This is a genomic window from Bauldia sp., assembly GCA_037200845.1.
In the GTDB taxonomy this organism is placed as follows: Bacteria; Pseudomonadota; Alphaproteobacteria; order Rhizobiales; family Kaistiaceae; genus DASZQY01.
In genome coordinates this window covers 759,363-779,862 of record JBBCGQ010000001.1, presented here as the reverse complement: position 1 = coordinate 779,862, position 20,500 = coordinate 759,363, and the positions used below count along the sequence as shown (strand labels likewise).

17 protein-coding genes are annotated in these 20,500 nt (G+C 68.4%); 6 read left to right on the top strand and 11 right to left on the bottom strand.

What is annotated here, in order from left to right:
* The first annotated feature begins 14 nt into the window (after positions 1–14).
* The 6 genes from WDM94_03765 (at position 15) to WDM94_03740 (ending at position 6,794) form a co-directional block, all read left to right on the top strand.
* Positions 15–1,106: a substrate-binding domain-containing protein gene (locus WDM94_03765; protein MEJ0011743.1), complete on the top strand. Its 1,092-nt coding sequence runs from the start codon at positions 15–17 to the stop codon at positions 1,104–1,106.
* Positions 1,107–1,175: 69 nt separating this feature from the next.
* Entirely contained in the window at positions 1,176–1,547 is a 372-nt protein-coding gene (locus tag WDM94_03760; protein MEJ0011742.1) for a cupin domain-containing protein, read from the top strand.
* A 16-nt stretch (positions 1,548–1,563) separates the two neighbouring features.
* The gene (locus WDM94_03755; protein MEJ0011741.1) at positions 1,564–2,811 is read left to right on the top strand and encodes a hypothetical protein; all 1,248 of its coding nucleotides are present in this window, start codon (positions 1,564–1,566) and stop codon (positions 2,809–2,811) included.
* Positions 2,808–3,731 (top strand): 5-dehydro-4-deoxyglucarate dehydratase, encoded by a 924-nt coding sequence (locus WDM94_03750; GenBank protein MEJ0011740.1) that lies wholly within the window; start codon positions 2,808–2,810, stop codon positions 3,729–3,731. Before WDM94_03755 ends, WDM94_03750 begins: the two co-directional genes overlap by 4 nt.
* A complete protein-coding gene (locus tag WDM94_03745; GenBank protein MEJ0011739.1) occupies positions 3,728–4,747 on the top strand; it encodes a DUF1932 domain-containing protein in 1,020 nt (339 codons plus the stop codon). The genes WDM94_03750 and WDM94_03745 overlap by 4 nt, the downstream gene beginning before the upstream one ends.
* A 46-nt stretch (positions 4,748–4,793) precedes the next feature.
* A complete protein-coding gene (locus WDM94_03740; GenBank protein MEJ0011738.1) occupies positions 4,794–6,794 on the top strand; it encodes an aldo/keto reductase in 2,001 nt (666 codons plus the stop codon).
* A gap of 79 nt (positions 6,795–6,873) precedes the next feature.
* On the opposite strand, the gene WDM94_03735 is transcribed toward WDM94_03740, so the two are convergent.
* Genes WDM94_03735 through WDM94_03685 form a run of 11 tightly spaced genes read right to left on the bottom strand, consistent with a single transcriptional unit; the run spans position 6,874 to position 20,319 of the window.
* Positions 6,874–8,010, bottom strand: a complete 1,137-nt coding sequence (locus WDM94_03735; GenBank protein ID MEJ0011737.1) for a hypothetical protein — start codon at positions 8,008–8,010, stop codon at positions 6,874–6,876.
* 25 nt (positions 8,011–8,035) lie between these two features.
* On the bottom strand, positions 8,036–8,200 hold the full coding sequence (locus WDM94_03730; GenBank protein ID MEJ0011736.1) for a hypothetical protein: 165 nt from the start codon (positions 8,198–8,200) through the stop codon (positions 8,036–8,038).
* Positions 8,200–9,315 carry a polysaccharide pyruvyl transferase family protein gene (locus WDM94_03725; GenBank protein MEJ0011735.1) on the bottom strand — a complete coding sequence of 372 codons (1,116 nt, stop codon included), beginning with the start codon at positions 9,313–9,315 and terminating at the stop codon, positions 8,200–8,202. Before WDM94_03725 ends, WDM94_03730 begins: the two co-directional genes overlap by 1 nt.
* 53 nt (positions 9,316–9,368) lie before the next feature.
* A complete protein-coding gene (locus WDM94_03720; protein ID MEJ0011734.1) occupies positions 9,369–10,556 on the bottom strand; it encodes a polysaccharide pyruvyl transferase family protein in 1,188 nt (395 codons plus the stop codon).
* Entirely contained in the window at positions 10,541–11,893 is a 1,353-nt protein-coding gene (locus WDM94_03715) for a glycosyltransferase family 4 protein (protein MEJ0011733.1), read from the bottom strand. The genes WDM94_03720 and WDM94_03715 overlap by 16 nt, the downstream gene beginning before the upstream one ends.
* 5 nt (positions 11,894–11,898) lie before the next feature.
* Positions 11,899–14,073: a hypothetical protein gene (locus WDM94_03710; GenBank protein ID MEJ0011732.1), complete on the bottom strand. Its 2,175-nt coding sequence runs from the start codon at positions 14,071–14,073 to the stop codon at positions 11,899–11,901.
* Between the two features lies 1 nt (position 14,074).
* Positions 14,075–14,821: a hypothetical protein gene (locus WDM94_03705; GenBank protein ID MEJ0011731.1), complete on the bottom strand. Its 747-nt coding sequence runs from the start codon at positions 14,819–14,821 to the stop codon at positions 14,075–14,077.
* An 11-nt stretch (positions 14,822–14,832) separates the two neighbouring features.
* Positions 14,833–16,104, bottom strand: a complete 1,272-nt coding sequence (locus WDM94_03700; protein MEJ0011730.1) for a glycosyltransferase family 4 protein — start codon at positions 16,102–16,104, stop codon at positions 14,833–14,835.
* Positions 16,101–16,925 (bottom strand): class I SAM-dependent methyltransferase, encoded by an 825-nt coding sequence (locus tag WDM94_03695; protein MEJ0011729.1) that lies wholly within the window; start codon positions 16,923–16,925, stop codon positions 16,101–16,103. Before WDM94_03695 ends, WDM94_03700 begins: the two co-directional genes overlap by 4 nt.
* Positions 16,922–19,114 (bottom strand): glycosyltransferase, encoded by a 2,193-nt coding sequence (locus WDM94_03690; GenBank protein ID MEJ0011728.1) that lies wholly within the window; start codon positions 19,112–19,114, stop codon positions 16,922–16,924. The genes WDM94_03695 and WDM94_03690 overlap by 4 nt, the downstream gene beginning before the upstream one ends.
* Positions 19,115–19,173: 59 nt before the next feature.
* Positions 19,174–20,319 (bottom strand): calcium-binding protein, encoded by a 1,146-nt coding sequence (locus tag WDM94_03685; GenBank protein ID MEJ0011727.1) that lies wholly within the window; start codon positions 20,317–20,319, stop codon positions 19,174–19,176.
* Positions 20,320–20,500 lie beyond the last annotated feature (181 nt).

The following is a 20,500-nucleotide window of genomic DNA, read 5'->3' as shown; positions in this document are numbered from 1 at the left end:
TACGCAAACATCTGTTGAGCGGGCTCGGCGCGGTGGTTGCCGCGGGCGTGCTCGTCTCGGCGGCGCATGCCGACGCGGTGCTCGACCGCATGAAGGCGGACATCGCCCGCTCGGTCGGCCCGCAGACGACGTGGGACGGCCCGACGACCGGACCGAAGGCGGCCAAGGACAAGTCGATCGTCTACGTCTCGCTCACCCAGAATTCGAGCGGCAACGCCGACTCGGCCAAGGGCGCGGAAGAGGCGGCCAAGGTGCTGGGCTGGAAGTTCACGCTGTTCGACGGCAAGGGCACGGCCACCGGCGGCGCCGACGCGCTCAACCAGGCGATCGCGCTCAAGCCGGACGCGATCATCCTCGGCTCGGTCTCGATCGAGAACAACAAGGCGCTGATCAAGCAGGCCAACGACGCCGGCATCGTCGTCATCGGCTGGCACGCCACCGACAAGCCGGGCCCGGTTGCGGACCCGAAGGTGTTCACCAACGTCGGAACCGACCCGTACGACATCGCTTATACCGCCGGCGAATACGCCGTCGTCGATTCGAACGGCACGGCGCAGGCGGAAGTGATCAGCGACCGGCAGTACCCGATCGTCGTCACCAAGTCGGACGGCATCGAGAAGGCGATCGCCGAGTGCACCGGCTGCAAGTTGCTGTCGGAGGATAACGCGCCGTTCGGCGAAGTGCCGCAGCGCACGCCTGGCCTGATCAACTCGCTGCTCCAGCGTTTCGGCTCGAACCTCGGCTACATCCTCACCTTCAACGAGGTGTACTTCGACTTCGCCGTGCCGACGCTCAAGGCGGCGGGCATCGACCCGTCGGCCCCGCCGCATCTCGTCGCCGCCGGCGACGGCTCGGAGTCGGCCTACCAGCGCATCCGCAACGGCCAGTACCAGGTCGCGACGGTGCCGGAGCCGGCCTACATGCACGGCTGGCAGCTCGTCGACGAACTGAACCGCGCGTTCAACGGCGAAGGCCCGTCGGGCTTCGTCACCAAGGTGCATCTGGTGACCAAGGCCAACGTCGACGCCGATGGCGGCGACAAGAACCGCTTCGATCCGTCCAACAACTATCGCGATCACTACAAGGCGATCTGGGGCGTGCAATAGTAACCTGAGCGAGACGGGCGGCCGGTTTCACGATGGCCGGCCGCCCTCTTTCCCAGGGAGTGAGTTTCGATGAGCGAGCAGGTCGTCTTCCGGGCTGGCGAGGGCCCGTTTCACCAGATCAGGCCGGACCTCGAAGGCGTGCTGATGGGCGGCGACAAGGTGACGCTGGTGCGCTGGGAATTTCCGGTCGGCCGGCCGGCGACGCCGGTGCACTCGCATCCCGACCACGAACAATTCTGCGTCATGCTTTCCGGAACGGTGCGCACCAGGCTCGGCGACGAGGTGGTGACGCTTTCGGCCGGCGACGTGATGCGCATCCACAAGAACGTGCCGCATGGCGCGACGGTGGCGGTCGGCGACCAGCCGGCGGTGATGCTCGACGTGTATTCGCCGCGGCGCGAGGAATATGTCGCGGCGGGCGCCAAGCCGGCGGTGCGGTAGTTTTCGGAGTTTCAGGATGGCGACGAACGTGAAGCCGGAAAGCGCGAAGAACATCAAGTTCGTCGGCTACTCGGACCAGGGCGGCCGGCCGGACGGCGTCCAGGTCATGGTCAACAAGGGCTACGCGTTCGTCTCGCAAGCCTTCAGCGGCGGCTGGAGTCTGATCGACGTGCGCAATCCGCGCGAGCCGAAGGCGGCGGGATTTTTCCCCTGCCATCCAGCCTCGTGGGCGCTGCACCTGCAGGCATTCGGCGACCTGCTGCTGGTGGTCGAGGAGTTCAACTTCTACTCCGTCTTCAACAGCGAGAAGTCGTACTACGGCAAGTCGGCCGACGACATCACCAGCTCCGACTACGGCAAGCGCGGCGAGGATTATTCCGCCGGGCTTCGCGTCTACGACATCTCCAACCCGGCCGAGCCGCGCGCCATCGGCTTCATGGAGGTCGAGGGGCTCGGGCTGCATCGCGTGTGGTGGGTCGGCGACCGCTACGCCTACGCCTCGGCGTTTCTCGACGGATACACCGACCACATCCTCATCGTCATCGACATGAAGGATCCGACCAGGCCGGTGGAAGCCGGGCGCTGGTGGATGCCCGGCATGTGGAAGGCGGGCGGCGAAAAGCCGACGTGGAAAGGACGCACGGCGCTGCACCACGCGCTGGTTTCGGGCGACACGGCGTACAGCTCATGGCGCGATGGCGGCGTCGTGCTGCTCGACATCAAGAACCGCGCCAAGCCGGAGATGATTTCGCACACCAACTGGAGCCCGCCGTTCGCGGGCGGGACGCACAGCGCCCTGCCCCTGGTCGATCGCGGCCTGCTGGTCGTCGCCGACGAGGCGGTGCAGGACATCGACGTCGAGCCGATGAAGCACACGTGGATCCTCGACATTCGCGAGCCCAAGAATCCGGTGACCATTGCCACCGTGCCGATCCCATCGGATCAGGACTACGTCGCCAAGGGCGGGCATTTCGGGCCGCACAATCTCTGGGAAAACCGGCCCGACGCCTATCAGAGTTCCGAGATCATTTTCGCGACCTACCAGAACGCCGGCGTGCGGGTGTTCGACATTCGCAACCAGTTCCGGCCGGAGGAGATCGCGTATTTCGTGCCGCCGCCGCCGGCCCGCTCGATGGACCCACGGCCGGGAACGTCGAAGGCGATCCTGCACACGTGCGACGTCTACGTGCAGCCGAACGGGCTGATGTACATCACCGACTTCAACGCCGGGCTCTACATTCTGGAATGGGACGGCGGGGCGTGAACGCCGACCTGCAGCAGACGTTGCGCGAGGGCGTGCTCGCGTTTCCGGCGACGCCGTTCACCGCCGACCTTGCGCTGGATGTCGCGACGCTGGAGCGGCATGTCGCCGATCTTGCCGCGGCGAGGCCGGTGGCGCTGGTGCCTGCCGGCGGCGCCGGGGAATTATTCTCGCTGTCGGTGGTCGAGCATGCGGCCGTTGTGCAGGCGACGGTGCGGAACGCCGGCAACGTGCCGGTGATCGCCGGCGTCGGATACAACGCGGCCATCGCGATCGAGCAGGCGCGCGCGGCGGAGAAAGCCGGCGCCGCGGCGGTGCTGCTGCTGCCGCCGTATCTCATCACGCCGGATCAGGCGGGGCTGGCGGCTTATGTCGAGGCGGTGTGCAAGGCGGTCGGCATCGGCGTCATCGTCTACAGCCGCGACAACGGAATCTTCGCCGTCGAAACGGTGCTGCGGCTGGCGGAAAAATGCCCGAAGCTGATCGGGCTCAAGGATGGCACCGGCGATTTCGAGACGCTGTTCGCGCTGAAGCGCGATGCCGGCGAGCGGCTGGTGCTGATCAACGGCGTGCCGACGGCCGAGATCCTGGCGCGGCAGTGCTTCGCCATCGGCATCCGGGCGTATTCCTCGGCGGTGTTCGCGTTTCTACCGGAGCTGGCGCTCCGCTTCTTCCGCGCGGTGCGCGACGGCGACGATGCGGCGGCGGACAATCTGATGAATCGATTCTATCTTCCGCTGGTGAAGCTCCGCGCCCGTCGGCGTGGTTACGCCGTGTCGATCATCAAGGCGGGGCTGCGCGCCGTCGGCAAATCGGCGGGGCCGGTGCGGCCGCCGCTGGTCGATCTCACCGGCGGCGAAGAAGAGGAACTGCGTCGGCTGATCGCATCGGTGGCGCACGAAACCAGGGAGGTGCCGGCATGAAACCCGTCGTCGCAATCATGGCGCAAGGCGGCATGGGCGCCGCGACCGCGCTCCGCCTGACGCAGCGCGGGGTCGAGGTGCTGACCGTGACCGCGGGGCGCAGCGCCGCGAGCATCGAGCGCGCCACCAAGGCCGGCATGAAATCCGTCAGCGAGGATGCCTTCGTCCAGGCCGATTTTATTCTCTCGATCGTGCCGCCGGGCGAGGCGATACCGCTCGCCAAGCGGCTGGCGCCCTTCCTGATGCGGTCGGCGAAGAAGCCGATCTACATCGACCTCAACGCGATCAGCCCCGACACGGCGATGATGGTCGAGATGGTGGTGGCGCCGTCGAAGTGCGGCTTCCTCGATGGCGGGATCATCGGCGGGCCGCCGCGCGAGGCGGATGGCTACAGCCCGGTCTACTACGTCTCCGGGCCGGACGCGGCGCGGGCGAAGGTGCTGGAGGAATACGGCCTCAGGATCGGCGTGCTCGACCTGCCGGTCGGCGCCGCGTCGGCGCTGAAGATGTCGTACGCGGGCATCACCAAGGGCATGATCGCCATGGGCTCGTCGATGATCCTTGCCGCGCACCGCGCCGGCATCGCCGACGCGCTCTACGCGGAACTCGCGGCGAGCCAGGCGAACGTGCTCGCCGCATTCTCCAGGAGCATCCCCGACATGTTCGGCAAGGCGTACCGCTGGGTCGCCGAGATGGAGGAGATCGCAAACTTCGCCGGCAAGGACCGGGCGGAGCACGAGATCTACGATGCGCTCGCGAAGCTCTACGATCGGCTGGGGAAGGATTTTGCGGGCGGCAAAGATGAGGTCGCGGCGCTGAAGGCGTTTTTTTCCGCCGGCGCCGGGCAAGGGCTAGGACACACAATTGTCGTCCCCGCGCAGGCGGGGACCCAGTACACACGGGACCGGCGGCGTTTGCTGGGTGCCCGCCTGCGCGGGCATGACAGCGGGTGGTGGCTGCGCTGTCGGGTCTCTCCGCCCTCGTCATTCGGGAGCGGGGTGTGCGGCGGTGCGTAACCGCTGCTAGGCTCCCGCATCTCTTCCGTTCCAAGGGCAAGAAAAGATGACACAGGAAGATGTGCGCTGGGGGATTCTCGGGCCGGGCACGATTGCCCGGGCGTTTGCGGCAGCGCTGCCCCAGTCCAAGGGCGCGAGGCTGGTTGCCATCGCTTCGCGCGATGCGAAGAAGCCGGGGCTGGCGGAGGCGTTTCCGGGCGTGCGCATCCATCATGGATATCAGGCGCTGCTCGACGATCCCGAGGTGGAGGCGATCTACATCGCGACCCCGCATCCCGGCCACGCCGAGTGGGCGATAAAGGCGGCCGAGGCTGGCAAGGGCGTGCTCTGCGAGAAGCCGATCGCGGTCTCCGCCCATGAGGCCGAGGCGATGATCCATGCGGCGCGGAAGGCCGGGACGTTTCTCGGCGAAGCGTTCATGTACCGGCTGCATCCGCAGACGGCGAAGATCGTCGAACTCGTGACGAGCGGCGCGGTCGGCGAGGTGCGCACGATCAAGACCAGTTTCGGCTTCCGCATGGGGAACCCGGACCCGGCGCACCGGCTGCTCGCGAACGACACGGCCGGCGGCGGCATCATGGATATCTGCTGCTATCCGGTCTCGATGGCGCGGCTGATCGCCGGCGCGGCGACGGGGAAGCCGTTTGCCGATCCGGTGAAGGTGCACGGCGTCGGCCATCTCGGCGCCACCGGCGTCGACGAGTGGGCGTCGGCTGTGCTGCAGTTTCCCGGCGACATCCTCGCCGAGGTTTCGGGCGCGGTGGCGCTGGCGCACGACAACGTCGTCCGCGTCTTCGGCACCGAGGGATGGTTCGAGGTGCAGTCGCCGTGGTTCGCGACCGGTCGGCAGGGCGGCACGGCCGACATCGTCATCCATCGGCCGGACGGCAAGAGCGAGACGATCATCGTCAACGAGCCGCGCTGGCTCTACACCTTCGAGATCGAGGCGGCGGGCCGGGCGGTGCGCACCGGCCGGCAGGAGTTCGATCCGCCGGGCATGACGTGGGGCGATACGCTCGGCAACATGCGCGTGCTCGACAAGTGGCGCGCCGACGTCGGGCTGCAGTTCGGCATCGAGAAGGCCGAGCGGCGGACAACGACGATCGCCGGGCGGGCGCTGAAGAAGCCGGCGAAGCCGATGGCGCGCATGAAATTTCCGGGCATCGACAAGGCGACCTCGGTGCTGGCGCTCGGCGCCGTCGGGCTGGAGACGCCGGCGCACGCGGCGATCCTGCTCGACGCGTTCTACGAGCGCGGCGGCACCGTCGTCGACACGGCGTGGAATTATTGGGCGGGGCGCGCCGACCGCGTGGTCGGCGGCTGGATGGAGACGCGCGGCGTGCGCGAGGACATGGTGGTGCTCGCCAAGGGCCTGCACACGCCGCTCAACTATCCCGACGTGGTGGCGCGGCAGTTGGCCGAGTCGCTCGAGCGGCTCAGGACCGGCTACACCGATCTCTACGTCATGCATCGAGACAACCCCGATGTGCCGGTCGGCGAGTTCGTCGATGCGATCGACCGCGAGGTGAAGGCCGGGCGCATCCGCGTGTGGGGCGGGTCGAACTGGACCCGCGAGCGCATGGACGCGGCCATCGACTACGCGAAGAAGACCGGCAAGACACCGCCCGGGACGATCTCGAACAATTTCTCGCTGGCCGAGATGGTCGAGGCGCCGTGGGCGGGATGCATCGCGTCGTCCGACGATGCGTGGAAGGCGTGGCTGAGGCAACGCAGGCTGCCGCTGCTGGCGTGGTCGAGCCAGGCGCAAGGCTTCTTCACCGAGCGCGCCGGGCGCGACAGGCGTGGCGAGCCGGAGCTGGTGCGCTGCTGGTACAGCGAGAAGAATTTCGCTCGGCGCGACCGGGCGGCGGAATTGGCCAGGCGCCTCGGCAAGAAGCCGATCCACGTGGCGCTCGCCTATTGCCTGGCGCAGGATTTTCCGGTGCTGCCGCTGATCGGGCCGCTGACCTTGCAGGAACTGGAGGATTCGCTGGAGGCGCTGGATATCGCTTTGTCGCCGGCGGATGTCGCGTGGCTGGAGGGTTAGGCCGGCTTCGCTTCGAACGGAAAAACGCTCCGCGCCCTCCCTCTAGTCAGGGGGACGACGACGCGGCGGGCGCCGCGACTCAATCTGCGATGCGGATGGGGACGGACACGAGCTCGCGGCGCACCGACTTCTGGCCGTAGGGAACGAAGCGGACAAACACGAGGCTGGCTGAGGCGCCGACCGTGCCGAAATTCCGGTCGGGACTCGTCTCATCGATGATCGACGGATAGCCGGCGTAGCCTTCGCGCGGCGCGGCGTCCGCCTGCAGGTCGGTGGCGAGAAGCAGACTCGGCTCCGACCAGCGGATGAGGTCGGGCGAGGTCGCGTAGTAGAAGCCGTGCTCTTCGCCCGACGTGCCTGTCCGGTACTGGAAGACGGCGATGAAGGTCCGATCCTTCTCGTTCAGCACCAGGCCGCGAATCACGGGCTGCGTCTTCGGGCCGATGGCGGCGCAGTCGGCGGTTGCGATCTGCCACGCGTTGCTGGCGAACGCCGTCGCGGGGACGAAGCCGGTGCCCGACCAGACTTGCCAGCGCAGCGGGTCGCCGCCTTCCGCGCGCGCGAGGCAGTTGTGCGATTTGCCATCCTCGCCCCGCCGCCAGAGGATCGTGTAGAGCGCGCCCTGCCACGCGACGATGTTGGTGGCGGTGATGAAGCCGGCGGGATCGGCCACCCCGGAGTCATAGGGTGCCGGCGGGGGAAACGCGATCTGCTGTGGCGGCGCGCCGAGGTAGCCGAAGGTGGCACCGCCATCAGTGGAGCTCAGCGCGGCGATGCCGTTGTACCAGCAGTCGGTGCGCGCCGGGCCGGCGGAGCAGAGCATGCCGTGGCGATACGGGATGAAGCTGGCGCTGGCGAAGGCGAAGACGTCGCGGCCGTTGTCGGTGTGGAACGCCTGCAGCCAGGTGCGGTCGTCGAGTTGCGCGGGAACCGCACTGCCCGCGGCGGCGAAACGGACGGTGCAATCGCGCGTCAGGTGTTCGAGATCGGGGCCGACCAGTGCGCGGTTGATATAGTTGGGCGCGAACAGCACCATCTCGCCGGCGGCATTGCGGAAGGCGCGCGCGGGAGCGTCGGGCAGATCGTGCGCATCGCAGCCGTCGCGCACGGAATCGAACAGCACGCGCTCCGGTCCCGCGACGGCGAGCTCCAGCGCGCGAGACGTAACGCTGGCGGCGACCAGGAAGGCCGCCGCCAGCGCAAGCCGGGTCAACAACGAGGGGGCGCGCGGTCGACGGCGGCTATTCTGCGGCAACCAGCGCCTCCGCCCTGCCATCGTTGAGGCGATGCGGCATGCCGTTCTCCTCGAGGAAGGCGACGAGATCGCGGAAGCGGGCGGCATAGGTCCGCTCGAATTTCGCGAAGTCGGCCTTCTCCCATTCCTTGCGGAACGAGAACTTGTCCATCAGGCGCGACTCGACGAACGGGATGCCGAGCGTCTCGACGAACTCCCGCGTGCGGCTGTCGTAGGTGACGTAGAGGGCCGGATGCTGTTGGCGAGCGCCATCAGGTTACCGTGCAGACGGAACCCGGTGACGGCGCTCATCTTGCGCATCTCGTTCTCGAAGTCGGTCACCGTCTCGAAGACGGCGAGCGAAGAACGATAGAGGGCGAGCAGCGGATCGTCGGGGCCGAACACCCAGTCCTGATCGGTGAGCGCCTGGACGGCGTTGGTCATGACAGCGGCGCGGTCGTCCAGCTCGCCCTTGCCGGCGTAGTAGATCGCCTTCTCCTCCAGCTCGCCGGCACAGAAGATGGTCGTGTGATACTGCTCCGACAGCGTGCGGATGAGATAGCGCTGCAAGGTCTGGCGGCCGTGCGTATTGCGGCGAAGCGTGAAGCCGAGCCGGTCGATCGAGGCCGGATCGACCTGGCGGAGATGGATCTCCGGCTGGCCGGCGCGGAACATCGTCGGGCAACCGAAGATGCGCGTATTCTTTATCCCGATCGTGGCCAGCGCCTTTTGCGACAGCTCGCCGCGAACGCCCAGCGATACGGAGCGATCCGAGATCAGTTGCAGGAAACGCCGCGTCGATTCGTTGACGAATTCCGTGGCGCTGTCCGGCGCCTGCAGACCGATGCCGAAGGCGATAATCGGCACCGTGGTCTTCTCGAGGAGCGCGGTAACACCGTCCCACTTGCCGTTGGTGTTGATGTAGTTCGAGCCGCGCAGGAACAGGTAGTCGAGCTGGTTGATCTGCTCGATGTGCGCGTCGCGGTCCTTCTCGGTCTCCGAAACATAGATCGGCACCAGCTCCGAGAAATCGAGAATCTTCAGCGACGAATCGTAGACGAAGCCGTCGCCGATGTTCATGAACTGGCGGATCGACTTCTCCGGCTCGCCGTGCGCATAGGTGACGACCTCGTCGTGGTTGACCACCTTGCCGGCAGGGCTGATCACGCCGATGCGCGCCGGCCGGTCGGGGGCGCGGCGGGGAACGAACTTCAGCTTGGCAGGCCGGGCGGGAATCGTGGCCACCTTGGCCTTCGCCGGCTCGCGGCGACGGTTGGCTTTCTTCACGCTACGCACTCCTCTGATTACAGGTTTGGTCGGCCTTCCCGCGCTTCTCTCGGTCACGCGATCTTCCGCAACGGCTCGCTCGGGCGGGCCATCACGTCGACCATCTTGTTGTCGATGCCGTTCTCGTTCAGGAACGCGTGCATCTCGCGATAGGTCTGGAAACGGGCGCGGTTGAACCTGTCGAACAGCGCCTGATCCCAATAATCGTCGAGGACGAAGTCCTTGCCCGAGAAGACGTCGAAGCTCGGGATCTGGAAGGTCTCGGCGAACTCGGCGGTGCGGCTGTCGTAGGTGAAGTAGACGGACGGAACGCCGTTCGCCAACGCCATCAGGTTGCCGTGCAGGCGATAGCCGAGCACGAGGTCCTGGCGGCGGACGAGATCCTCGTAGTCCTTGACCACGTCGGAATAGAACAGGCGCTCGCGGTAAAGCCGCTCGACCTCGTCGTCGAGATAATGCGCGGCGACCGGAGGGTTGCCCTTCAGCGCCGCCCACGCCTCGGCCTTCTGCTCGTCGGTGCCCATCACCAGCTTCTTTTCCTCGATCTCGCCCTGCGCCATCAGCGTGGTGTTGAAGCGCGCCGACATGTCCTTGATCAGCGTGCGGTGGACGCTGAGATAGCGGTCGATGTCCTGGGCGTAATCGGACGAGACCTCGCGGCGCAGCGTCACGCCGACGTTCCTCACGTCCTCGAGCTTCGGCAGCGTGATCTGAAGATACGGGTCGTTGCCGCGGAAGGCGGTCGGGCAGCCGACAATGCGCACGTTGCGCACGCCGATGTCCCACAGCACCTGCGCCGAATAGGCGCCGCGGACGCCGAGCGACGTCGTCGAGTCGGCCATGATGCGGAACGCCGTCTGCGATTCCTTCGACAGCGTCAGCTTGCCCTTGACCGGCGCCTGCGCGCCGATGCCGAAGGCGATGACCGGCAGCTTGAGGCGGCGCAGCACCGCGACGCTCTGCCGCCAGTTCATGGTCTCGTTGATGTAGTTCGAGCCGCGCATGAAGACGTAGTCGTATTCTTCGCGCATGCGGTCGATGTCGGCCATGTTGGGCTCGGCGATCGGCAGCACGGCGAGCTTGTCGAAGTTCAGCAGCTTCAGCGACGAGTCGTAGACGAAGGCGTCGCCGATGTTGTGGTAGCCGTTGATGTTCCGCTGGACCTCCTGGTAGCTGTACCAACGCACGCAGTCGTGGTCGTACACCTCGCCTGAGGGAATCATCACTAGAGCGCGGGCCATGCGACCCTCCTTTCGCGTGAGCCAAGGTCGATCGTGGCGGCGTCGTCGTAGTGGCCGCGCGCGGCGGGGCGCGAGCGCGTTCGCAAAACGTCGCGGTAGAGATCGAGATGCGCCTCGGCGCATTCGACGTGATTCATCGGGCGGCGGATGCCGCCGCGCAGCCGCTCCCACAGCCCGGGCTCGGTCAGCGCCTGGATCAGGCGGTCGGCGAGATCCTCGGCGCTCCTGGCGCGGAAGTGCATGCCGTCGATGCCGTCGGTGATCTTCTCGGCCATGCCGCCGAGGTTCGAGGCGATCACCGGGCGGCCGTGGAAGAACGCCTCCTGGATCACGACCGGCGAATTTTCCCACCACGTCGAGGGCACGACGACCCAGTCGCACGACTGCATCAGGCGCGGCATGTCGTCGTTGCGGTAGGCGCCGTAGAGCTGGGCGCGGCCGGCGGCGGCAAGCTCGAGTTTCGCGATGCGCTCGCGATATTCGGGCGGGGCGCGCTCGATGTGGCCGCCGAAAATCATGGCGCGGGCATCGCTGCCCCAGATTTCGGCGGGCACGCGCGCGACGGCGTCGAGCAGCACGTCGGCGCCCTTGAACTCGATCATCTGGCCGAAGAAGGCGAAGCGCGACCGGCGCGGCTCAGGGCCGCTCAACGCGCGCGCCGGCGCCGGCGCGGCGATGTCGAGGCCGTTCTCGATGACCGAGATGCGCTCGGCCGGCAGGCCCCAGGCGACATAGCGATCGGCGAGGAAATGGCTCGGCGAGACGAAATGATCGCAGAGCTCCAGCATGCCGCGGATGAATTTTTCCCGGCGCAGGAATTTCGCCGGCGCGATGTCGGGGAAGCACTGGCTGCAGTCGATCGGCGTCGAGCGCGTGCAGAGCGCGCCGCCCTTCTTCACCATCTGGCCGTGGTGGTGGCAGAGCGCGAGATACTCGTGGAACGTCATCAGCAGCGCGGCATCGGGCGCCGCCTCGCGGACGGCGTAGAGCGACTCGAGGCCGAGGCCGATGACGTGGTGGAAATGGATGACGTGCGGGCGTGTCGCCTCGACGTAGCGCACGAGATCGCGGCCGATGTCGTCGGTATCGGCGCTCGACAGCATGAAGTGATCGTAGCGGTCGGTGTGGAACAGGATCTCGTTGTCGGCGAGGCCGTGGCTCATCAATGCCGAGTCGGCGTGGCGCGGGAACGGCGTGCCGACACGCGCCAGGAAAGCGGAGCTGACGCCGGCGACGGCGTTCAGGCCCTTGTGCAGGTTGTGTGAGGCGACCTCGGCGCCGCCCAGCGAAATCTTCGGGTGGCCGTGCGAGACGACGAGGATGCGCAGCGGTTCCACCGTGGCTATCTCCGCATGTTGGCGAGGGCGAGCGCCCAGCGATGATCGAAGGCCCACTGATCGACGCGGCGGGCGAGCGCGGGCTCGGACGCAAGCGTGCGTTCCTCGGCCGCGACGACCTCGGCCTGCGGCTGCCACAGCGCTGGCGTGCCGGCGAGGCGTATGCGGAGCGCCATGTCGAGATTGCGCGCCGCCGGCCCGAGGTAGCCGCGGGCGAAGCCGCCCGCCGCTTCGAAGCCGGCGCGTGAGACGACGCAGCACTCCAGCGTGCCGGCGGAGACTTCCTCCAGCTCGGCGCCGGCCAGCACCGCGCGCGGGAAGCCGCGGTGCGCGAAGCGAAGCTCGCGCCTGCCGTCGCGCTCGGAAAAATGCGTGCCCGCCCAGCGGACCGAATTGTCGTCGAACAGGACGGTCGGGCAGACGAGGTGGCGGCTGCCGTTCTGGCGGTAAGTCTCGATCAGGCGCTGCAGCCAGCCCGGCGACGCGGGCAGCATGTTGGCGGCGAGCAGGACCAGGGTCCCGGCCCGCGTGGCGGCGGCGCCGGCCTCCAGCCCGTCGAGCATGTCGTCGCCGGACGCGGTCGGAACCAGGCGGAGTGCGAGGCGGTAGAACGACGCCAGGCGGCGGACCTCGCCGGCGACCGCGAACAATGTCTCGCCCGGCGCCGCGAAAACGATGGGCAGGCGGCGCGCGAACGGATCGATGGCGAGCAGCGGCAGAAGGGCGAGCGCGTCGCCGGCACGATCGTCGGCGCCGATGACAATGGCGATGGAGGCCGGATCGTCGAAGGCGCCGGGCACGCCGACGTCGGCCGCTTCACCCGCCGGCGGCGCGTCGCGGCCGGCGGCCCGCAGCATGGGGCCGAGCTGCCGATCGACGATCGCGTCGGCGGCAGCCGAGCGCACGTCGATCGAATTGAGCAGCTTGCCGATGACCTCGCGTGGCGGCGCCTCGGCGAACGTCAGCGGGAAGAACGACGGCGGATTGCCGTCGCCGAGATCGAGCTCGAGGTGGGCCGAACCTGCGTTGGCCTCGGCGACCGGCGCGAAGGCAAGGAAGCCGGATTGCCTGCCGGCGCCGGCGAGATCGCGGAACAGTGGATCGCTGGCATAGGCGCCGGCAACATCGGCGCGCGGCAACCGCGTCCAGTCGCTGCTGATGACGACGGTCTCGGGGCCGGCGTGGAGGCGGACGGCGCTGACGCGCTTTTTCGGGTCGAGCAGCCACCCGGCGACCAGAATGCCGGCGCCGGGCACCGCGACGGCCACGTCGATGCCGAGGCGCACCGGCTCCTGAAGCTGCGATACCGTCTCGCGGCCGTCGAAGCGGTGCGCGGTGCGGCGCAGGCGGATCAGCACGTCTTCCGGCGCGGTGGCGCGCGGCAGCAAACTGCGCAGGTGGCCGGGGATTTCGCGGGCGGCGATGAGCTTGCGCTGGTTATAGACATCGACGGCGCGCCAGCCTTCGTCGCCGCGATAGAAGATCTGCGTCAGCAGCGAGGGATCGCCGAGCGGCGCCGGCGCGATGATGCCGGCGAAGCCGCGGCCGCGACCGCCGAGGTCGTCGCGCTCGTAGCTGGCCGACACGAACTCGGCGATGGCCGGCGGCTCGCCGGCGGTGACGATGCGCGTGCGGCCGGCGGGGAGATCGGAAGCCCAGCCCTGCAGGAAGATTTCGTCGCCTTCCGAGACGCCGCAGACTTCGATGAAGCCGGTGCGGCGCGCGGCGAGGCGGATCAAAGTTGCGGCGGCCCGGACGCGCGAGGGCGACGGCGATTCGCCGAGCAGGCCCTCGACTAGTCCATCGACAACCGCGCCGAAGGCGGAGCCGGACTCGGCGGCGATGACGCGAAAGATTGCGTCGAGGCTCGCGGGCCGCTGCAATGCCAGCGCGATCTTGCGGCCGCGCACCACGAGCGAGACCGAGCGCAGGGCGCTACGTTCGCGCGCCGGCAACGGGAAGACCGCGGCAAACGCGGACGGATGCCCGGCCGACGGTTGCGCAAGCGGCCAGCTTACCGCTGCGGCCTGCCACTTGAGTCGCGCGTCGTCGTTGGGGAAGACATCGACGGTCGCGGGTACGCCATCGCCCAGCGCCGCCATGATTACGGCGCCGTCCTCGGTCATCGCCCAGAGCCCGGTGTCGGGCGAGAGACGCGGAATGTCGGGCAGCTCGGCCACGTCAGAGCCTCATCGCCGCGGTGACGGCGACGCCGATCACCAGGCCGACGGCGGCGGCGAGCCACATGAGGTGGCCCTTCACCGGATGGACGTGCTGCTTGGCAAGCGCCTCCAGCCGGTTGTGGAAGGTGTGGGTCACGCCGTCGAAGCGGACGAGCAAAACTTCGAGCTCGGAAATACGGTCGGCCATCGACTGCTGCCGATCGCCAAGACCCTTGACCGAGTCGACGAGGCCGCCATCGGCGGTCGCGACCTCGGCGAGACGCTGCGCGGCGGCGTTCAGCTCGCCGAGCGATCCGGACTGGCGGGCCTGGATGCGGCGCTGCGCCACGATCGCCGCCTCGAGGCGGTCGAGGATGGGGCCAAAGGATGCGGCGATGGCCGACTCGGCCGTCGGTTCGGACGACACCGGCACGTCGAGTTCGAGGTCGGGCCCACCGCTCGGATGCATGGCGACGACGCGGAGCACGCGCGAGACCGGGCGCTGCAACTCGATGTCGAAGGCGTGAGCGCCGTCGCCGACGCCGTTCCGCCTGAGGTCGATGCGCGGCTTGTCGGCAACGGCCACGGCGAGCTGCTCGTCGCCGTCGAAGATGCGGACGCTGATGCGTTCGCGCGGCGCGGCCGGATACCAGGCCCAACCGTAGACGCGCGTGCCGTCGATGGCATCGATACGGCCGCGCAGCGGCGCGACCTGCGGCAGCGGCGGCGGGGTGGGAACGGAGAGACTGTTGGCGGCGGCGGTCATGGCTGGGCTCCCTAGGCCGCCACCAGCGCGCCGACGCGCACGCGCCGGTGGCCGAAGGCCGCCATGTGGCGCGCCGCGATTTCGTCGGTCGTCGGCGGCCGCGTCGATGCTGCCGCCAGCCGCCGCCACAGGGCGGGATCCTCGGCGCAGCGGCGCATGACGCGGGCGAGATCGCGCGCATCGCCGGGGCGGACGTGGAGGCCGTCGCGCTCGTCGTCGACCAGCTCGGCCATGCCGCCGATGCCCGACGCGATCACCGGGCGGCCGTGGAAGCGGGCCTCGCCGATGGTGAGCGGCGCATTCTCCCACCACACCGACGGCACGACGACCCAATCGACTTCCGCCATCAGCGACGGCACGTCGGCGCGGCCGTACTGGCCGAGGCGGCTGACGCTGTCGCCGGCCCGCGCGAATTTCGATTCGAGATCGGCGGTGAAGGCGTCGCTCTGGAACAGCGCGGCGCCGTGGACGCGCAGCTCGAACTCGACGCCGGATTCGGCGAGCTCGCGGCAGGCGTCGAGGAGGACATTGACGCCCTTCCACGGATTGAGATTGCCGAAATAACCGAAGACGTTGCGCGTCACGTACGGCGGACCGCGATGCGGCACCGGATCCTCCGCCGGGTGGCCGTTCTCGATCACCTCGATGCGCTCGGCCGGGATGCCCCAGTCGATGTAGCGATCCTTGAGGAACTGGCTGGGGCTGATGAAGGTGTCGACCGCGACGAGGTGCGATTTGAGGTTCAGCTCGCGCAGCCGGAACGTCGCCGCCGATATCTCCGTGAAGCAGGCGTGGCAGCGATCCGGCGACGCATCGAGGCAGCGCGCGTGGTCCTTGGTGCGGACCATCAGGCCCTCGTTGGCGCAGATCGGGTAGTAGTCGTGCAGCATGAAGACGATGCGCGCGTTGGGCAGCACGCGGCGGACGAGCGCCGGAAACTCCGCGCCGACGAGCAGCAGATGATGGATCTCGACGACGTCGGGACGGAACTGCTCGAGCAGGTTGATCAGATCGGGCACGACGCCGTGCAGGTCGATCTGGCTGATGGCGAAACGGTCGAAGTGGCCGGCCCACAGGATGATCTCGTCGGCGGCGTCGCCGACGGCCTGAAAGCTGGTGCCGGGGCGCGGCTCGCGGTGGATCTGGTTGGTCGCGGCGAGGAACAGCGCGTCCCAGCCGGCGCGCTTGTAGGCCTGGAACAGATCGTGCGCGACGATCTCGGTCCCGCCGGGATGAAACGCCGGGTGATTGTGTGCGACGACGAGAATGCGCGGGTTGGTCATTTCGCCTGCTTGTGGCCGATGATGAAGATGTCCTGGAAATGCGCCGACGGACGTCCGCGCCAGCGGCCGAGCGACTTCCGCCGCACCTCGAGACCGGCGGCGTCCACGACCTCCTCGATGAGACCGTCGTCGAAGGCGACGGCGCCCAGCGGATTGACCTTGTCGACGTGCCACTCCGGCCCGCCCTCGACGCGCTTGAAGTCGAGACGCGGGTCGCGCGTGCGCGACGGCGCGTCGGAATTCAGCGTCATCACGAACGCGGTCAGCATGACGGTGCCGCCCGGCGCCAGGACGCGCGCGGTCTCGACGGCGTAGCGGCGGAGTTCCGCCGCCGGCAGGTGCGTCGCGACCGAGATCAGCGCGACGAAATCGAAGGCGGCAGCGGCGAAAGGCAGCGTCACCTCGGCGCCGGCGACGGTGCCCGTCGGGTTGTAGATGGCGTGCCGGATGTCGAGGTGCTGGAAGCGGAAGTTAGGATAGGCCGGCGTCACGATGCCGTCGCACCAGTCGATGCCGGCCTTGACCGGATCGACGCCGTCGTAGGTGCCGCGCTCGGGATCGAGGTACTGGGTCATGGGCACCGCGAGCCGGCCGATGCCGCAGCCGATGTCGAGCACGTGCGCATCGGGACGCAGGCCGCCGAGCTCCACCGCGTGGCCGAGAAACTCGGCGCCGATGGCGCGATAGTCGCCGTCGCCTACGAACAGGCGATCCTGCGGCGGGAACGGCATGAAGCGATTGCGCCGGACGGCGTCGATGAGCCAGCGGATCGGCGGCGGGGATTCTTCCGGCGTCGTTACGACTTGCAGCGCGGCGCTCATGCGGCACTCCTCAATGGCGCGCCGCCGGCCGCCGCCATCAGTCGGCGCATGTCGTCCGCCCAGCGGGAGGCATGCAGCCAACTGTTGTAGCGATCGGCCGAGCCGCGCATGTAATCCTCGTTCTGGCGGATGGACTGGCGCTCGAGGTGGTAGAGCTCGGCGCTCGCGACGTAGGCGATCTCGTAGCCGGCGCGCCGCACCTTCAGGCACAGGTCGCTGTCCTCATAGTCGCCGATGACGTAGTCCTCCGTGAAGCCGCCGACCGACTCAAAGACATCGCGACGGACGAACAGGCAGGCGCCGGTCACCGCCGGCACGAGGCGATCCACCGTCGCCGGCGCATAGGCGCGCGGCAGGCCCTTGTAGAAATGATTGTTGATCCAGCGGCCGAACTGATTCAGCGAGAAGTACATGCCGGCGTGCTGGATCGAGTTGTCCTCGTACAGCAGCTTCGGGCCGCAGATGCCGATCCTCGGCGACAGGCGCGCGGCGAGCAGATCGAGCCAGCCGGACGAGGCCGGGATGACGTCGGAGTTGAGCATCGCCAGCGTTGGGGCGCGCGCGACGCGGGCGCCGGCGTTGCAGGCGGCGGCGTAGCCGCCGTTCCGCGCCATCACGACCAGCGCCATCGGCAGCGCGTAGACCAGATGCAGCCCCTGCATCAGGTGGAGCACATCGGCCGCCTGCTCCGGCGAGTCGAGGACATAGATAAGCTCGGCGCCGGCGAAAGACGGATCGGCGGCGAAGGCCGCTATCTGCGCGCGAAGGAACGACAGGTTGCGATAGAGCGGGACGACGACGCTGACCGCCGGCCGCTCGACCGGCGCGCCGATCTGCTCGATGCGCGGTTCGGGGAGCGAGGTGCGGATCGTCTTCTGCAGCTCACCCAGGATCGGCGCCAGGTATTTGGCGAGCAGCGCTTCGCTGAGGTGCTGCTGCGGCAGGGCGCGGAGCAGCAGCGCGCGGCGCGGGACCGGATCCGCGGCCTGCGGACGCGGCACGATGCGGTGGCGCGTGCCCGACGTCAGCTTCAAGGAGAGGCGCGGCTGCAGGATCGGCGTTGCCGACCTGTAGGTCGCCGCGAGACCGACGAAGCCGGTCGGCGGAACGGGGTTGGCGGCGGTCGGCGCAAGCTGGAACCGGTGCCAGTCGATCGCGTGGCGCGTGCCGGATTCGTCCTCGGCCTCCAGCGCCTCGACAAAGTTGCCGGGATCGCGCATCCAGCCGGCCACTAGCAGCCCGGAGGATTCGGCCAGCGCCAGTTCGACGGCGAAGGACGGCGAGCCGTTGCGGCCGGCGAGCTGGCGCGGCCGGAGCGGCGTCTTCATCTGGAACTCGAGCGACGCGGCGCGGCCGGACGGCGATGTCTCGGCGAGCGCGCGGGCGATGAATTCGCGCAAGCGGTCGCTGGCGGTCGTCACCTCGGACTGCCACCACTGCGGCAACGCGCGGACGGTGGCAGCACGGCGCGGTCGGCGGACGGCGATGCCGCCCTCGCCGACCACGATCAGCCGATCGGCGGCGGCGAGATCCGCCGGCGCGATGAGGCGCAGCAGGCGCTTGCCCTGCCGGGCATCGGCGAGATGCCAGGACTGCGGCAGATGATCGATGCCCTTCGCCGATACGGCGTAGACGGCGCGGACGTCGCCCAACGCGGCCGGAAGAAGGGTGCGGTGCAGGCCGCGGCCGTCGCCGATGTCGGCCTCGATGCCGATCGTCGCCGGGGTCGGCGACAGCGTATCGGTGAGGCGGCGTATGGCACGCAGGAATGCCGGATCGCGGCGAAGATGAAAGACGCTCGACCAGACGCCGAACAGCGCCGAGACAAGCGAGATTCTGGCGGCGGGCTCGAGGCCGGCGGCGAGCGCAGCGAGGTCGGCGGCGCGATAGCGCGTGCCGGGTTGGAGGTCGATCAGCCGGCCGGCGGCAAGCACGCCGGTAAAGGCGCGGAGCACCAGCGGCCGCTCCGATGCCGGCGGACGAAACGCCCAAAGTACTCTGGTGCCACCATTTGCGAGCGGCAGGCGCAGCGTCGTCAGCGGCGCCGGAGCGGCGCCGGATAGAGTTTCGAGGCGAGCGGCGGAATGCAGCCGCACGCCCATGTCGCACGCGACCACCAGAACGCCGCCGCCGAGAGCGCGAACTTCCACAACGCCATCGGCCGGTGTCTCTACGGTCGCGGTACTCATGAACCTGCCCCCAGGTGAGAGAAAGGACGGGTGGCGCCCGAAAGCGCCACCCGGAATGGCTAGTGGACGTTGAAGTAGAGGCTCGGGTCGGCGTGCACGTCGTCGGCGTTGACGTTGTGCAGGGTGATCGTGTCGCCGTTGCCGAGGTCGACGACGGTGTCGCCGCCAACCTGGGTCGCCCGCGCCGCGACATCGTCGGCACTCGTGATGCTCGTGCCGTTGATGTTCTTGGCGATCTGCATGATGTCGTCGCCGGCCGTGAAGTCGACGATGACATCCTGGCCGCCGCCGCCGGTGAAGACGAACGTGTCGTCACCCGCGCCGCCGGTGAGCGTGTCGGCATGGGCGCCGCCATCCAGCGTGTCGTTGCCCGACCCGCCGTTGAGGACGTCGTGGCCGGTGCCGCCGAGGAGCGTGTCGTCGCCGGTGCCGCCATCGAGGTTGTCGTTGCCGGTGCCGCCAACGAGCGTGTCGTCGCCGGAGCCGCCGGTGATGGTGTCGTTGCCCGTGCCGCCGTCGAGGTAGTCGTTGCCGCTACCGCCGTCGATGGTGTCGGAATGGTCGCCGCCGAAGATCTGGTCGTCGCCATTGCCGCCGGACAGGATGTCCTGGCCGGTGCCGCCGGTGATGACGTCGTCGCCGTCGCCGCCGGTAATGGTGTCGTTGCCGGTGCCGCCGGTGAGCGTATCGTCGCCGGTGCCGCCGTCGATGGTGTCATCGCCGGTGCCGCCGTCGATGGTGTCGGCGCCGGAACCGCCGGACAGCGTATCGTTGTGGTCGCCGCCGAAGATGAGGTCGTCGCCACCGCCGCCGTCGATCACGTCCTGGCCGGTGGCGCCGATGAGCGTGTCATCGCCGTCGCCGCCCGCGATCGTGTCGTTGCCGGTGCTGCCTTCGACATAGTCGGCGCCGCTGCCGGCGTCGATCACGTCTTCGCCGCTGCCGGCATAGATCTGATCGTCGCCTGAGCCGCCGAAGATGTGATCGTTGTGCTCGTCGCCGAACAGAACGTCGTCGCCGGAACCGCCGTAGATCTGGTCTTCGCCGGTGCCGCCGTGGACGGTATCGTCGCCGCTGCCGCCGTTGATCGTGTCGTTGCCGGCGTTGCCGTTGAGGATGTCGTCACCGGAGCCGCCGTTAATGACGTCGGCCTTGCTGGTTCCGTTCAGGGTGTCGTCGTAGGCACTGCCTTCTAGAGTCGCCATCGCCCAGTCTCCGTTGTGTGAGGCCTTCGGCTTGCTGCCCGGGCCACAACCGCCGTTGGATCCCCCTGCGATTGCTATTACGGACAGTATAGCGATGGTGCGATGCGCGAAACTACCAATTGCCCTTGGAGATCGTCTATCTAACTCCGGAGTTAAGCCGCGCTAAACAGTTATAAGCCGA